This window comes from Citrobacter sedlakii (assembly GCF_018128425.1).
In the GTDB taxonomy this organism is placed as follows: Bacteria; Pseudomonadota; Gammaproteobacteria; order Enterobacterales; family Enterobacteriaceae; genus Citrobacter_A; species Citrobacter_A sedlakii.
The window spans coordinates 4,368,112-4,383,782 of record NZ_CP071070.1; the positions used below are offsets into that span (position 1 = coordinate 4,368,112).

Below are 15,671 nucleotides of genomic sequence, written 5' to 3' on the forward strand. Positions count from 1 at the left end.
AAATAAGCTCATTAACGTGATATAGTTCACATAAATTATGAAACAGAAACAACGTTTCATTCGTGTTAATGTGAATGCCTGTCGATAGCCAGAGTGTTACACGCCCGTGAAAACGCCGCGCTGTACGGGCACCTGCTTTTCAGAGGAAATGTTTCATGGCAACCCTAACCACTGGCGTGGTGCTTCTCCGCTGGCCACTGCTGAGCGCCGTGCTGATGTTTTTAGCCAGTACGCTGAATATCCGTTTTCGTAAATCCGACTATATTGGCCTGGCTGTTATCAGCAGCGGTCTGGGCGTTATCGCCGCCTGCTGGTTTGCCACCGGGCTGCTCGGCATCACCCTGATGGATATCTCCGCCATCTGGAAAAACATCGAATCCGTTATGGTCGAAGTGATGAGCCACACCCCGCCCGAATGGCCGATGGTATTGACCTGATTCCCAACCCCGCGTTTGCAATCCCGACGGGGGCCTGGTCAGTCCATTACCGCCCCCGCATTCCGTGTTCATGCCGCTGGCAAATGGGACACCGTGTGTCGTCTGCGCCAAACGTGGCGAACACCCGGCGACAGTCCCGGCAGACCTTACGCGTAAACGGATAGTGCTCTGGCTGACTCTCGCCCACGCTGTGCCTGGTCGTAATCGCTTTTGTCGGGCAAACTACCGCGCAGTTATTGCACCCCGTACAACGTGACATCTCTGCGCGTAACGCCCGTTCGCCAATCTGAATCGCCTTCTCCTGACAAACCCGTTCACACGCTCCGCAGAGTACGCAACTGGCGATATCAAGCTGTAGCGCATAGTCCTGCATGTGCGGCATACGGCTTCGGCGAAAACGCGGCGACGGGTTCACGCTCGCGGTCTGCACCTTCTCTTCGCTAACGTGCAGCAAATGACGGCGCGCCACGTTCACGCGCTTCGCGGACGGCGGAATCACTTGCCAGAGTGGTTCCCCCAGCGCCCTAAGGCGAATATTTAACGCCGCCACGGCAAGCGCCCACGTGGGATATGCATCGATGTCGATTTCCAGTCCGCGAATCTGATACTGAAGATGCCACATCAGCAGTTCTTCTACACTCGCCGCCTGGGCGGTAAACGGCGCCACCAGCGTTTGCTGACGGTAAGAACGCCGGGCGGTTGGCAGATCTTCCAGCGCATCGACAGGACAAACAAACGTACAATGACCGCATCGAATGCAGCGATCGTTGTCCAGCGTAACCGTAGAGGCAGAAAACGGCCGGACAGGCCTGACGGCAGGCGTCACAGGTATGTTGAGGAAAACGCTTACGTACGCAGGAGGCGCCCACACCCGGCGGTGTGGGCGTTTTCATCAGGGTAAAAAGGGCCATTAAAGAATGCTGAAGAACATAAAGCGCAGCAGCGCCTCAGCCACAACCAGCCCCAGCCCGCCCAGCAGCATCGCCGTGCGACACGAGCGCCATGCGCCAATGGCGAACAGCAAGGAACCCAGCACGGAAAGTCCCCAGGCAACGTTTCTTAGCCCTGTCAGTTGGTGAAACGCGACCAGCGGCTGATGCGGCAGCGTGACCACCTCGTTCAGGCTTGCGGATGCCAAAAAGTTGACATAGTCCGGCTGCACCAGCAGACGAATGGCGGTGATCGCCACCACCAGCACCGCGGCCATCCGCAGAAGCCGTGTGATACCCGGCAGCAGGCCGTTGCCGATCGCCGCACCCAGAATGCCCGCCGCGCCAAAGAACATGACCCAGGTATTGATATGCTGCCAGGTCACGACCGACGAATGGACATAAATTGCGCCCATGCAGTAGATATCCACCAGTCCGGCCAGGGTCGCCAGCGCCAGCAGGAGGCGCGAAGGCTGTTTTTTCAACATCACCAGCAGCGTTGCCAGGCCCAGAATCGCCAGATAGAGGCTGGCAAAGACGATCTCCCGGCTCAGCCATGAACTTTCCACATGGCGCAGCGCATTAAACGCATTCAGCGGGTAACCGAGGTGCAGCGTCGAGGCGATCAGCCCCAGTCCGCCCATCACGCAGGAAACCAGCATCGCCGGCAGCAGCGACCGCTTCTCGCCCGTCGCCAGGACAATAAACAGCGTCAGCCCTACGGAGCCCTGCACCAGCAGGGTGAAAATCAGCAACGGTAACTCATGCATGGCGTTTACCTCCCTTCTCTGCGCCCTGGTGCGGTTTGATCACTAAATTCGGATGGGTAATGGAGGAGTCTGGCAGCCCCTGCACATCGCAAACATCGCCGTATTTAGCGCGCAGTTCGTCAATCGGACCGAACTTAATCGCCTCCAGAGGACAGGTCGCCACGCACACCGGCTGCTCGCCTTTTACCAGCAGGTCGATGCACATATCGCATTTCGACATCTGTCCGGCCTCGGTGTCCATCTGCGGCGCGCCGTAGGGACATGACCAGGCGCAATAGCCGCAGCCGACGCATTTATCGGTATTGACCCGCACAATGCCGTCGCCTGGACGTTTGTGCATCGCCGTGGTCGGGCAGTTCTTAGTGCAAATCGGGTCGTCACAGTGGTTGCACGAGATCGACATCGTGTACGCGTAAACGTTGTTCGCCACGCCGCCCTGTCCGGTGGCGATAAACCCTCCGCCATTGACTTCATACACCCGACGAAAACGGCGTCCCACTTCCAGATTATGGCGATCTTTGCATGCCACCTGACACGCCTTACAGCCGGAGCAGCGCGACGTATCGATAAAGAAACCAAGCTGTTTGTCGCTAACGGGCGGATACTCTTTAAATTGACTCATGCTTTAACGACCTCCACCAGCATGGTTTGATGTGAATTCCCTTTTGCAAGAGGCGTAATACGCGTTGAGCTCAGCACGTTCGGACAACCGCCATGATCGACGCCCTCTGCGTCAGGTTGCCACCACGCGCCGGCCTGCATCGCCACCACGCCGGGAATAATGCGCGGCGTGACCTCAGCGGGCACCTGGCAAATACCACGGTTGTTGTGGATGCGCACGGTGTCGCCGTGGGCAATGCCGCGTTTTTGTGCATCAACCGGGTTAATCCACAGCTTCTGTTCCTGCACTTCCTGCAGCCACGGGTTCGCGTACTGGGTAGAGTTCGCACGGTTTTTCCCTTTCCAGGTGATCATCTGTAACGGGAAGGATTTCGTTAGCGCGTCCTGTGGCCCTTCGTGTGCGGGCACGTAGTGCGAAAGCGCCGGAATTTCCGGATGCTGCATGTCGTAGAGACGCTTCGAGAAGATCTCAATTTTACCCGACGGCGTTGGGAACGGATGGTTTTGCGGATCGCGAATGTTGTCCTCGAAAGCCACATACGGCTTGCTCTTGAACAGATGGCGACGCTTCACCTGTAATTCAGCAAAGTCCGGCAACTGCTGTTCCGGCATTGACAGCCGCGTCTGTTCCCAGATGTGCTCAATCCACTCTTTCTCACTGCGGCCCTCGCTGAACGCGGGTTCCACGCCGAGCTTCGCCGCCACTTCGCGGATCCAGTCATAGTCGGAGCGACGCTCAAAGTCGGGTTCCACCAGTTTTTCCGACAGCACCAGGTAGTTTGCCGTTCCCCAGGTTTCGCCAATGTTCCAGCGCTCCATAAAGCTGGTTTCCGGCAGCAGAACGTCGGCATATTTCGCGCTCGGCGTCATATACAAATCGCTGACCACGATGAACTCGATTTTCGACTCGTCAGCGAGGATCTTTGCCGCCTGATTAACGTCCGGGTTCTGGTTCACCAGATAGTTGCCCGCCAGCGAAAAGAGAATGCGGATGTTGCTCTTAAGCTGCTCTGCATCCTTCAGCCCTTGTTCCGGGGTCACCTTGCTGGCATCGTCCGCCGCCTGCACCCAGTTCATGATCGAGATTTTCTCTTTCACCGGGTTTTCCGGCATTTCCGGACCGGTGGTGAACAGGCGATTGCCGCAACCGCCGTAGCCCGCCGCCCAGCCACCTTTAACGCCAACGTTGCCGGTAATGGTCGCCAGCAGAGTGGAACCGCGCGCGGTACGTTCGCCGCAGATATGACGCTGTGGGCCCCAGCCCTGAATCAGCGCCGCCGGCTTGGTGGTGGCATAGTCGCGCGCCAACTGGCGGATGGTCTGCGCAGGCACATGGGTGATTTTTTCCGCCCACTCCGGCGTTTTAGGTACGCCGTCTTTATCGCCCATCAGGTAAGCGACCAGCGACTCGTTCGCCGGAACGCCTTCCGGCATGGACGCTTCATCAAAGCCGAGCGTATAGCGTTCAATAAACGCTTTATCATGCAGGTTTTCGCTGATGATGACGTACATCATCGCGTCCATCAGCGCGTTATCGGTGGTCGGAAGCAGGGGGACCCATTGATCGGCCAGCGATGAAACGGTGTCGGAATAACGCGGGTCCACGACAATAAAACGCGTGCCGTTCTGCTTCATCCGCTGGAAATAGTGGTTGGTATGACCAAAAATGGTTTCTGTCGGGTTATGCCCCCACAGTATCACCAGCGGTGTATTTTCCAGCGTATCCAGCGAGTTGCCGCTGGCGGCGACGCCGTAGGTATAGGGGGTGGCGGCAACCGTATTGCCAAGACTCACCGAATGGTAATATTCCAGATAGCCGCCGGTTTGATTTAACAAGCGACGAATCATTTTATCGCCGGAAAAAGTTCCGCCGCTGGTCGCGGTGTTATTATGAACAAAGCGAGAAGCCGGGCCATATTTTTCGGTAATACGTTGTAAATTATCCGCAATAAGTGTGACGGCTTCCGCCCAGGAAATACGTTCAAACTTTCCTTCACCGCGTTTTCCCACGCGTTTCATTGGGTATTTCAGACGGTCGGGATGATAAACAAATTTACGATAACCCCGTCCGCGCACGCAGGCGCGCATAATGGGCATATCCGGATCTAATTCATTATCGGGACGGGTGGTGATTTGCGTCACCACGCCATCGCTAACGTGGGCGCGGATATCGCACTTTCCGCCACAGTCGAAGGTGCTACAGGTAGGTACTACACGCTCTGCCGGGGTATCTACCGACGCGTCGGCGTGTCCGGTCTCTGCGGCTTTTGCCTGTTCCGACAAAATAAAAGGCAGCGTGACTAACGCTGCGCTCGCTTTTAACATGCCCCGCCGGGAGACATTCAGAGAGGGCGTATCCTCTCTTATTTCGTGATCTTGCATTTCATCCCCTCAAAAAGCGTATCATCAGGGGTAATTCATTTTGGGTATTTGATTTTTATCAACCGAAATAAATAGCCATGGTGTTTTTGAAGACTTTTTATAATAATAAGAAGCATTCCCAAATATTTTTACTTTCTCTTTAACTCATTATTCACGAAATAATTGTTTTCCTAACACTTACTCAAAAAAGGGAAAAAAAGCACAACTTCCCGGTGTGAAAAAAAATCGTCCACAAATTTGAAGTGAGAACTATTCTCATATTAATGGGCGCCAGGAAAAATTAACTGTCGAAACGATTGGCTAAGTCTACTCCTGTTCATTGCGCACCTTATGCGCCTGAGCACCACGACGGGTTAACGTCCGGGCGGGCGCGCAAAGTGCGGTTGGCCTTTGACACCAACGAGATGGCAGGTTACGTCGATTGTTCTGTGGGATGCACCCACAACCCGCCTCGACTCAATGAGCAGGTAGTATTGATGGACATCCAGGCAAGCGGGAAAAACGGTGGCGCAAGGAGACGCCGCCCACGTAATGCAACCTCGTGTTTTATAGCAAATATGTAATATTCATACTGAAATACCTCCTGAACCTGTTTTTGGAAAACCACTGTGTATTTTCCGTTAACGACACGTGGTCTGATTAATTACCAGACCGCGTATAAGATAATTATTAAAACTGCATAAGAATCTGCCTAATGTCATTATTATTCAGGTTTTAAAAGTTATGTAAGGAAGACTATTTTTATTCCTTTTAACCCAGATATTTTACGAAAGCATAGGTTGAAATACCGCTGACAACCGCAATTGCTATCGCAAAAATAATCAATACAATCAACCTCTTGCCATTATAAATACCAAACATACACCCTCCTTTCTAAAATTTACAAAAGCCATTAAGACACTGAGCAACATGAATAATTCGCTAACAATGGCAACGATAAAATAATATTTAGCGAAACGCTATTGATTAATATCAAAAACCGGAACACATTATTCCAATAGCATGCTCTGGCTTTTTAAATATTATAATTTTTATACTTCGAGGAATTTTACATTGACCAGAATGCCGAACAGCAATCGTCTCCATTCTGCGCCATGCGCTGGAAAAAAACCGTACCAGCTTTCTGTGGATGAGGTCTTAAACAACCTGCAGAGCCAGTCAAGTGGACTGACTCAAAACGAAGCCAGCGCCCGTCTCGCCAGAGACGGCGCTAACGCCCTGCCGGAAAAAGCCGGTAAACCCGCCTGGCTGCGCTTTCTGACCCATTTTCATGATGTATTAATTTACGTGCTGATAGCCGCTGCGGCCCTGACGGCCATTATGGGTCATTGGGTCGATACCGCCGTCATTCTTGGCGTGGCGGTCATCAACGCCCTGATTGGGCACGTTCAGGAAAACAACGCCGAGAAATCGCTAAAAGGCATTCGCAATATGCTTTCCAGCGCCGCCGTGGTGATTCGCAACGGTCAGCATGAAACGGCGCCGACCACCGAACTGGTCGTCGGCGATATTGTGGTGTTACGCGCGGGGGATCGTATCCCCGCCGACCTGCGTGTCATGGAAGCGCATAATCTGCGGGTGGAAGAAGCCATCCTGACCGGTGAATCCACCGTGGTCGATAAGACGGCGGAAGCGCTGGAAGGGGAGCTGCCGCTCGGCGATCGTAAAAACCTGCTGTTTTCCGGCACCACCCTCAGCGCAGGCGCCGGACTTGGCGTGGTCATTGCCACCGGCGAAGCCACAGAGCTGGGCCACATCAATCAGATGATGACCGCCATCGAGAAGCATCGTACGCCGCTGCTGGTACAGATGGATAAGCTCGGCAAAGCGATCTTCTCTCTGATTCTTGCCATGATGGTTGGGCTGTTTATTTTCAGCCTGCTGCTGCGCGATATGCCAATGGGCGAACTGCTGCTGTCGCTCATTAGCCTTGCTGTCGCGGCGGTTCCGGAAGGCCTGCCCGCCATTATTTCTATCATCCTGTCGCTCGGCATCCAGACGATGGCCCGCAAACGCGCCATTATCCGTAAGCTGCCAACGGTCGAAACGCTGGGCGCCATGTCGGTGATTTGTTCCGATAAAACGGGCACCCTGACGATGAACGAGATGACGGTGAAAGCCATCATTACGGCAGATAAAAACTATCGCGTACAGGGTAACAGCTACGAACCCACGGGCGAGATCCTCGTTGAGAACGACGCCACGACGGCGGAAATGCGTCCGGGTAGTGTGCTGGAAACCTACCTGCGCACGATCGATCTGTGTAATGACAGCCAACTGATGCGGAACGAGCAGGGGCACTGGGGCATTACCGGCGGGCCAACCGAGGGCGCGCTAAAAGTGTTGGCCGCAAAAGCGAACCTGCCCGCCATCGATACAGAACTGCGCAGCAAGATTCCGTTCGACTCGCAGTACAAATATATGGCGACCCATTTCCGTATCGGCCAGGACGAGCGCGTGCTGGTGACCGGCGCGCCGGACGTTCTGTTTAAACTCTGTCAGCAGCAGCAAACCGCCACCGGAACAGAAGCTTTTACTCAGGCACACTGGGAAGCAGAAATCGCCCGCTATGCTAAAGAGGGGTTGCGCATGGTCGCCGCCGCCTGGAAACCCACGCGTGCCGATGCCGGTACGCTAACGCATGACTGCCTGAGCGATGGGCTGATCTTCCTCGGCATTGCCGGAATGATGGATCCACCGCGCCCGGAAGCGATTGATGCGATCGGCGCCTGCCAGCAGGCTGGGATCCGCGTCAAGATGATCACCGGCGATCATCCGCAAACGGCCATGAGCATTGGCGGTATGCTCGGGATTCATAACAGCGCCCACGCGGTGACTGGCTATGAGCTGGAGCAGATGGACGACACCGCGCTCGCTGAAGCCGCTGTGACGTACGATATTTTTGCCCGCACCAGTCCGGAACATAAGCTGCGCCTGGTGAAAGCGTTGCAAAATAAAGGCGAAATTGTTGGCATGACGGGCGATGGCGTGAACGATGCCCCAGCCCTTAAGCAGGCTGACGTTGGCATCGCGATGGGGATCAAAGGCACCGAAGTGACCAAAGAGGCCGCTGACATGGTGCTGACGGACGACAATTTCGCCACCATTGCCAGCGCGGTGCAGGAGGGGCGCCGCGTCTACGACAATCTGAAGAAAACGATCCTGTTTATTATGCCAACCAACCTCGCGCAGGGATTGTTGATTATTGTCGCGCTGCTGGCCGGAAACCTGATGCCCCTGACGCCGGTATTGATTCTGTGGATGAACATGGCGACGTCCGCTACGCTGTCGTTCGGCCTGGCGTTCGAAGCCGGAGAGCGCAATATTATGCGCCGCCCGCCACGCCGGCCCCACGAAAACGTGATGGATGGTTTTGCTATCTGGCGCGTCGGCTTTGTCGGTACGCTGATTGCCGCCAGCGCCTTTATGCTGGAAGCCTGGCTTCAGCCGCGCGGCCATAGCCCGGAGTTTATTCGAACCGTACTGCTGCAGACGCTGGTCACGGCGCAGTGGGTCTATATGCTGAACTGCCGCGTATCGGACAGTTTCTCGCTGGGGCGTGGGTTGCTGATGAACAAAGGCATCTGGCTGGTGAGCGGCATTCTGCTTCTGCTACAGCTGGCCATTATCTATGTGCCTTTCCTGCAAATGATGTTTGGTACCGAAGCACTGCCGCTGCGCTACTGGGGTATCACATTGGCCATTGGCGTCGCGCTGTTCCTGATTGTTGAAATCGAGAAACCGCTGACCCGCAAATTCCGCCGGACGGCGTAATCAGAATAACGTAAAGGCCTCCATTTTCGGAGGCCTTTACGCTGGAATGCCTGACGGCGCACTTAGAACGGAATATCGTCGTCAAAGTCCATTGGCGGTTCGTTAGACGGTGCCGGTGCAGACTGCTGCTGCGGACGAGACTGCGCGCCGCCGCTGAACTGGTTGCCGCCCTGAGGTTGCTGCGGCTGACCCCAACCGCCCTGCTGCTGACCGCCTGCCGGCGCGCCGCCCTGACGGCCACCCAGCATCTGCATGGTGCCGCCCACGTTAACCACAACTTCCGTGGTGTATTTGTCCTGACCGGACTGATCGGTCCATTTACGGGTACGCAGTTGACCTTCGATGTATACCTGAGAGCCTTTACGCAGATATTCGCTGGCCACTTCCGCCAACTTACCGAACAGCACAACACGGTGCCATTCAGTCTGCTCTTTCATTTCACCGGTCTGTTTATCACGCCAGGATTCGGAAGTAGCCAGCGTAATGTTGGCAACTGCGCCACCATTCGGCATGTAGCGTACTTCCGGGTCCTGGCCCAGATTACCCACGAGAATAACCTTATTTACGCCTCTGCTGGCCATGATCGAGTCTCCTGAAAAACGTTTCTTAATAAGTGTAAACGCGCGATTGTAGCATTACCAATGGCGGTTTTACCACGTTGTGACGCTGATTCCGCGAAACAACCTTAGCCGGACATTGTTACACACTACACTGCGTTTTGCATTCCAATACTGTATATCCATTCAGGTTATATTGTGTCATAATTAACCGTTTGTGATCGCCGGTCGCACCATGCATGCAGCCGGGCAAAAAGCGTTTAATCCGGGAAAGGTGAATGGATAAGATCGAAGTTCGGGGCGCCCGCACCCATAATCTCAAAAACATCAACCTCGTTATCCCTCGCGACAAACTGATTGTCGTGACCGGGCTTTCGGGGTCTGGCAAATCCTCGCTTGCTTTCGACACGCTGTATGCCGAAGGGCAGCGTCGTTACGTAGAATCCCTTTCCGCCTATGCGCGTCAGTTTCTGTCGCTAATGGAAAAGCCGGATGTCGATCACATTGAGGGGCTGTCTCCGGCTATCTCAATTGAACAAAAATCGACATCACATAACCCGCGTTCCACGGTCGGCACCATTACTGAGATCCACGACTACCTGCGTCTGCTGTTCGCCCGCGTCGGCGAACCGCGCTGTCCGGATCACGACGTGCCGCTGGCGGCGCAGACGGTGAGTCAGATGGTCGACAACGTGCTCTCACAGCCGGAAGGCAAGCGCCTGATGCTGCTGGCGCCGGTGATTAAAGAGCGTAAAGGCGAGCACACCAAAACGCTGGAAAACCTGGCAAGTCAGGGGTATATCCGTGCCCGTATCGACGGTGAAGTGTGCGATCTCTCCGATCCGCCGAAGCTGGAACTGCAAAAGAAACACACCATTGAGGTGGTGATTGATCGCTTCAAAGTGCGTGACGATCTCAGCACCCGTCTGGCGGAGTCGTTTGAAACCGCGCTGGAACTTTCCGGCGGTACGGCAGTGGTTGCCGATATGGACGACCCGAAAGCGGAAGAGCTGCTTTTCTCGGCGAACTTCGCCTGCCCGATCTGCGGCTACAGCATGCGCGAGCTGGAACCGCGCCTGTTTTCGTTCAACAACCCGGCGGGCGCGTGTCCGACCTGTGACGGCCTCGGCGTACAGCAATATTTCGACCCGGACCGCGTGATCCAGAATCCGGACCTGTCGCTGGCTGGCGGCGCAATCCGCGGCTGGGATCGCCGTAACTTCTACTACTTTCAGATGTTGAAATCGCTGGCGGAGCACTACAAGTTCGACGTAGACGCGCCGTGGGGAAGCCTCGACGCCAGCGTGCACAAAGTGGTGCTGTACGGTTCCGGTAAAGAGAACATTGAATTTAAATACATGAACGATCGCGGCGACACTTCGGTGCGTCGCCATCCGTTCGAAGGCGTGCTGCACAATATGGAGCGGCGTTATAAAGAGACGGAATCCAGCGCGGTACGCGAAGAGTTAGCCAAGTTTATCAGCAACCGTCCGTGCGCCAGCTGCGAAGGAACGCGTCTGCGTCGCGAAGCGCGCCACGTCTTTGTTGAAAATACGCCGCTGCCGACCATTTCCGATATGAGCATCGGTCATGCGATGGACTTCTTTAATAATCTCAAACTGTCCGGCCAGCGAGCGAAAATCGCCGAGAAAGTACTGAAAGAGATTGGCGATCGCCTCAAATTCCTGGTGAACGTCGGTCTGAACTACCTCACGCTTTCCCGCTCAGCCGAAACGCTTTCCGGCGGCGAAGCGCAGCGCATCCGTCTGGCAAGCCAGATTGGCGCGGGGCTGGTCGGCGTCATGTACGTCCTTGATGAGCCGTCCATCGGTCTTCATCAGCGCGATAACGAGCGTCTGCTGGGCACACTGATTCATCTGCGTAATCTCGGGAATACCGTCATTGTGGTGGAGCACGACGAAGACGCGATTCGCGCCGCCGACCACGTGATCGACATCGGTCCGGGCGCGGGCGTCCACGGCGGTGAAGTGGTTGCCGAAGGTCCGCTGGAAGCGATTATGGCGGTGCCGGAATCGCTGACCGGGCAGTACATGAGCGGAAAACGGAAAATCGACGTGCCGAAACAGCGCGTTCCGGCGAATCCGGAAAAAGTGCTGAAGCTGACCGGCGCGCGCGGTAACAACCTGAAAGACGTGACGTTGACGTTGCCGGTGGGACTGTTCACCTGCATTACCGGGGTGTCCGGCTCCGGTAAGTCGACCCTGATCAACGATACCCTGTTCCCGATCGCCCAGCGAGCGCTTAACGGCGCGACGATCGCCGAACCTGCGCCCTATCGCGACGTTCAGGGGCTGGAGCATTTCGACAAAGTAATCGACATCGACCAAAGCCCGATCGGGCGCACGCCGCGTTCTAACCCGGCGACCTATACCGGCGTATTCACACCGGTTCGCGAACTGTTTGCCGGTGTGCCGGAAGCGCGTTCTCGCGGCTATACGCCGGGACGTTTTAGCTTCAACGTTCGCGGCGGGCGCTGCGAAGCCTGTCAGGGCGACGGCGTCATTAAGGTTGAGATGCACTTTCTGCCGGATATTTATGTCCCGTGCGACCAGTGCAAAGGCAAGCGCTATAACCGCGAAACGCTGGAGATAAAGTACAAGGGCAAAACCATCCATGAAGTGTTGGACATGACCATTGAAGAAGCGCGCGAGTTCTTTGATGCCGTACCGGCGCTGGCGCGTAAGCTGCAAACCCTGATGGACGTGGGGCTGACCTACATCCGTCTCGGCCAGTCGGCGACCACCCTCTCCGGCGGCGAGGCCCAGCGCGTGAAGCTGGCGCGCGAACTGTCGAAGCGCGGCACCGGCCAGACGCTGTATATTCTGGATGAGCCGACCACCGGTCTGCACTTTGCCGATATCCAGCAACTGCTGGACGTACTGCACCAGTTACGCGATCAGGGCAACACCATTGTGGTGATTGAGCATAACCTCGACGTAATCAAAACCGCGGACTGGATTGTTGATCTCGGTCCTGAAGGCGGGAGCGGCGGCGGGGAAATCCTCGTCTCCGGTACGCCGGAAACGGTGGCGGAATGTCAAGCGTCCCACACCGCCCGCTTCCTCAAGCCGATGTTGTAAAACGAAAAACGCCGTTCATTGTCAGAAGAACGGCGTTTTTATTTATGACTGTACCAGCAGCTTACGTTTTTCTTCCGGCAGCGTGTTCACCGCCTGCTGATACGAGGCATCCACCAGATAGTAAATCTGCGAGTCCGGCAGCGAACCGTCAAGGTATACGGTGCTCCAGTGCGCTTTGTTGAGATGCCGGCTCGGGCGCACATCGCTGTGCTGCTGGCGCAATAATTCCGCCAGTTCGGGGCTGGTTTTCAGAGATACCGCCGGGCGTTCTTCCACCTCTTTCACCATGGCAAACAGCACATCTTCAACTTTAATCTGGGTGGCTTTCCAGTCGCTGTGCACGCTCTGTTCTGCGCCAGGTTTTGCCATGCAGTATTGCAGTAACTCTGAGTTAGTCATCTTTATTCCCCTTGTAGTGTCGCGATTATCTGGCGCGAACCGCCGTGGATGCGATGCTCACCGAGCCAGATGCCCTGCCAGGTACCCAGCTTTATTCGCCCTTTATGAACCGGCAGCAGCAGCGATACGCCAAGCAGGGACGATTTGATATGCGCTGGCATATCGTCTGGCCCTTCGTAGTCATGTTCGTAGTTGTTATGATCGGGAACGGCTTGCAGAAAGTAGCGTTCCATATCGTGCCGAACGGTGGGATCACAATTCTCGTTAAGCGTCAGAGAAGCGGAGGTATGTTGCAGCAAAAGGTGCAGCAGCCCGGTCTCTACGCGCGGCATATCCGCCAGAAGCCCGAGGATCTCATCCGTGACGAGATGAAACCCGCGCGGCTTCGCGTGTAAAGTCAGGGTTTGCTGATACCACATAGGCTGCTCCTTGTTGAAACGTCTTTATTCAGTTTGCAGCAAGTCAGCGAAAGGTAAAAGCTACGCGCTCATTTTTGTTTAAAAAAACAGCGAATCGCCGGGCGTTTCTTAATATTCCGAATTGACGATCACCTCTTCGCCATACGCTCCTGCCTGCGGCAAGGGTTTATAGGTCGAGTTGGACGCGCGCAAAATGCGGATGCCGCGAATACCCATATCGCGCGCAGCGCTGATATCGTTATCCGAATCGCCGTAGAAGATGCGAATATTTTTCGCCTGTAGCCACTGGGTTTTGGTGTTCTGTCCCGGCTTATCGCCCGCGAAAATCACCGGATTCATATTTGCCGCCGGAATATGAAAGTCATCGGCCAGCGTTTTCGATACTGTTTCGGTTTTGGTCTGGCTTCGTCCGGTGACAAAGTAAATATCGTCGCCACGACGCACATGCAAGGCGATCAGCTGGCGCGCCACCTCTTTGGGAATGCTGAACTCATCCCAGCCGTTATTCATCTTTTCCCAGAATGCCGGATTCGTCAGATACGCTTCGCTGTCCGGCGAGTACATTTTCTTTCCGCGCCAGAAGCCCGGGCTGGAAAATAATACGGTATCGTCGATATCAAACCCGACCGCCATCGGCGGACGCCCGGTGAGGCTGTTTTCGATCTGTGCGACCGACACCCAGTGGACCGGCGCTTGTTCAGCGAGTTTTGCAACGTTAGTGCCCGGGTTAAGCGGAGACGGCGGGGATGCCAGCGCGCTGGCGGAGTGATTTAACGTGAAAAGCAGACAGAGGGCGCTGAAGGCCAGTGTGATCTTACGCATATTTTTCCCTTCAAAGTCATTTAGTTATGATTTTTAGTGCGACTATTCAAAACGCTCTGACCTTAACCCCGACGACAAATGAAGGGAAGAAATTTCTACGGTTTTGTCATAGAAAAAGAGAATGATCACAGCTGAAGAAAGTAAGCCCATAAGCCGGATGAACAACGTGCCATCCGGCCTGCTGGCGTAAAAATGTTACATAACGGCGGCAAAGGCTTTTGCCACGCGCTGAACGTTGCCGGTGTTTAGCCCGGCGACGCACATACGTCCGCTGGCGATAAGGTAAACGCCGAACTCGTCGCGCAGGCGATCCACCTGGGCGGCGCTCAGGCCGGTATAGCTGAACATGCCGCGCTGTTTTAGCAGATAGTCAAAGTTTCGCCCTGGAATGGTCGCCGTCAGCACGTTCACCAGTTCCTGACGCATCGCCAGAATCCGGGTGCGCATCGTTTCCACTTCCGCCAGCCAGTTCGCTTTCAGCGTCTCATCGCCCAGCACTGTCGCAACCAGTTGCGCGCCAAAGTTTGGCGGGCTGGAGTAGTTACGCCGTACGGTGGCTTTAAGCTGTCCCAGTACGCGCCCGGCGGCTTCTGCATCGTCGCAGATCACGGAAAGGCCGCCGACGCGCTCGCCGTAGAGAGAGAAAATTTTAGAAAAAGAGTTGCTGACCAGCGCGGGCAATCCGGCGCTGGCAATAGCGCGAATCGCCCAGGCGTCATCGTCCATCCCTGCGCCAAACCCCTGGTAGGCGATGTCGAGGAACGGGATCAGATCGCGCGCTTTCAGGATTTCGGTGACTTCGTCCCACTGGGCATGGCTTAAATCCGCCCCGGTGGGGTTATGACAGCAAGGATGCAACAGCACGATGCTACGTGCGGGCAGCGTTTTCAGGGTAGCCAACAGGTCGTCAAAACGCACGCCGTTAGTGGCGTCGTCATACCAGGGGTAAGTACTTACTTCGAATCCAGCCCCTTCAAATATGGCGATATGATTTTCCCAGGTCGGGTCGCTGACCCACACGCCGGAATCCGGGAAATAGCGCTTGAGAAAATCCGCGCCAACCTTCAGCGCCCCGGAGCCGCCCAGCGTCTGGATCGTGGCGACACGCTGCTGCTGGAGAACCGGATGATCGACGCCAAACAGCAGTGGCGCAATGGCGTGGCGATAGCTGTTCAGACCTTCCATTGGCAGATAAAGCGAGGCGCCATGCGGTTGCGCATTCAGGCGTGCTTCCGCTTCGGCTACCGCGTTGAGCTGTGGAATGATCCCGTCTTCGTTGTAATACAGGCCGATACTCAGGTTCACTTTGTCACTGCGCGGGTCGTCTTTAAACCGCTCCATGAGCGAAAGAATCGGGTCGCCAGCATAGGCGTCAACTTTTTGAAACACGCGATGGTTCTCCAGGTTTACAGGCAGGGGTTAAGACACAATAAACCGGATAACCGTGAAGATCGAGAGGA

12 protein-coding genes are annotated in these 15,671 nt (G+C 55.4%); 3 read left to right on the forward strand and 9 right to left on the reverse strand.

The genetic code is table 11. From position 1 onward, the window contains the following. Positions 1 to 155 precede the first annotated feature (155 nt). Complete coding sequence (locus JY391_RS20715; RefSeq protein ID WP_042291177.1) at positions 156 to 437, forward strand: YjcB family protein; 282 nt, start codon at positions 156 to 158, stop codon at positions 435 to 437. 46 nt (positions 438 to 483) lie between these two features. On the opposite strand, the gene JY391_RS20720 is transcribed toward JY391_RS20715, so the two are convergent. The 4 genes from JY391_RS20720 to JY391_RS20735 form a co-directional block, all read right to left on the reverse strand. Next, a complete protein-coding gene (locus tag JY391_RS20720; protein ID WP_211934953.1) occupies positions 484 to 1,263 on the reverse strand; it encodes a 4Fe-4S binding protein in 780 nt (259 codons plus the stop codon). An 84-nt stretch (positions 1,264 to 1,347) separates the two neighbouring features. Next, on the reverse strand, positions 1,348 to 2,136 hold the full coding sequence (locus JY391_RS20725) for a dimethyl sulfoxide reductase anchor subunit family protein (protein ID WP_211934954.1): 789 nt from the start codon (positions 2,134 to 2,136) through the stop codon (positions 1,348 to 1,350). Next, complete coding sequence (locus JY391_RS20730; protein ID WP_199957611.1) at positions 2,129 to 2,758, reverse strand: DMSO/selenate family reductase complex B subunit; 630 nt, start codon at positions 2,756 to 2,758, stop codon at positions 2,129 to 2,131. The genes JY391_RS20725 and JY391_RS20730 overlap by 8 nt, the downstream gene beginning before the upstream one ends. Further along, complete coding sequence (locus JY391_RS20735) at positions 2,755 to 5,139, reverse strand: DMSO/selenate family reductase complex A subunit (RefSeq protein WP_042291185.1); 2,385 nt, start codon at positions 5,137 to 5,139, stop codon at positions 2,755 to 2,757. The genes JY391_RS20730 and JY391_RS20735 overlap by 4 nt, the downstream gene beginning before the upstream one ends. A gap of 1,062 nt (positions 5,140 to 6,201) precedes the next feature. Between JY391_RS20735 and JY391_RS20740 the strand changes: the two genes are divergently transcribed. Beyond that, positions 6,202 to 8,913 carry a cation-transporting P-type ATPase gene (locus JY391_RS20740; RefSeq protein ID WP_211935837.1) on the forward strand — a complete coding sequence of 904 codons (2,712 nt, stop codon included), beginning with the start codon at positions 6,202 to 6,204 and terminating at the stop codon, positions 8,911 to 8,913. 62 nt (positions 8,914 to 8,975) lie between these two features. Here JY391_RS20740 and ssb1 read toward each other — a convergent pair whose 3' ends face one another. Then, a complete protein-coding gene (gene ssb1, locus JY391_RS20745; protein ID WP_211934955.1) occupies positions 8,976 to 9,494 on the reverse strand; it encodes a single-stranded DNA-binding protein SSB1 in 519 nt (172 codons plus the stop codon). Between the two features lie 254 nt (positions 9,495 to 9,748). Between ssb1 and uvrA the strand changes: the two genes are divergently transcribed. Next, entirely contained in the window at positions 9,749 to 12,571 is a 2,823-nt protein-coding gene (gene uvrA / locus JY391_RS20750; RefSeq protein WP_042291194.1) for an excinuclease ABC subunit UvrA, read from the forward strand. Positions 12,572 to 12,613: 42 nt separating this feature from the next. On the opposite strand, the gene JY391_RS20755 is transcribed toward uvrA, so the two are convergent. From JY391_RS20755 to tyrB, 4 genes are all read right to left on the reverse strand, one after another. Continuing rightward, positions 12,614 to 12,970, reverse strand: coding sequence for an MmcQ/YjbR family DNA-binding protein (locus JY391_RS20755; protein WP_042291198.1), 357 nt, complete (start codon positions 12,968 to 12,970; stop codon positions 12,614 to 12,616). 2 nt (positions 12,971 to 12,972) lie between these two features. After that, positions 12,973 to 13,389, reverse strand: a complete 417-nt coding sequence (locus JY391_RS20760; protein WP_211934956.1) for a secondary thiamine-phosphate synthase enzyme YjbQ — start codon at positions 13,387 to 13,389, stop codon at positions 12,973 to 12,975. 108 nt (positions 13,390 to 13,497) lie between these two features. Continuing rightward, entirely contained in the window at positions 13,498 to 14,211 is a 714-nt protein-coding gene (aphA, locus tag JY391_RS20765) for an acid phosphatase AphA (RefSeq protein ID WP_060570402.1), read from the reverse strand. Between the two features lie 195 nt (positions 14,212 to 14,406). Next, positions 14,407 to 15,600 (reverse strand): aromatic amino acid transaminase, encoded by a 1,194-nt coding sequence (gene tyrB / locus JY391_RS20770; protein WP_042291207.1) that lies wholly within the window; start codon positions 15,598 to 15,600, stop codon positions 14,407 to 14,409. Between the last annotated feature and the right edge of the window lie 71 nt (positions 15,601 to 15,671).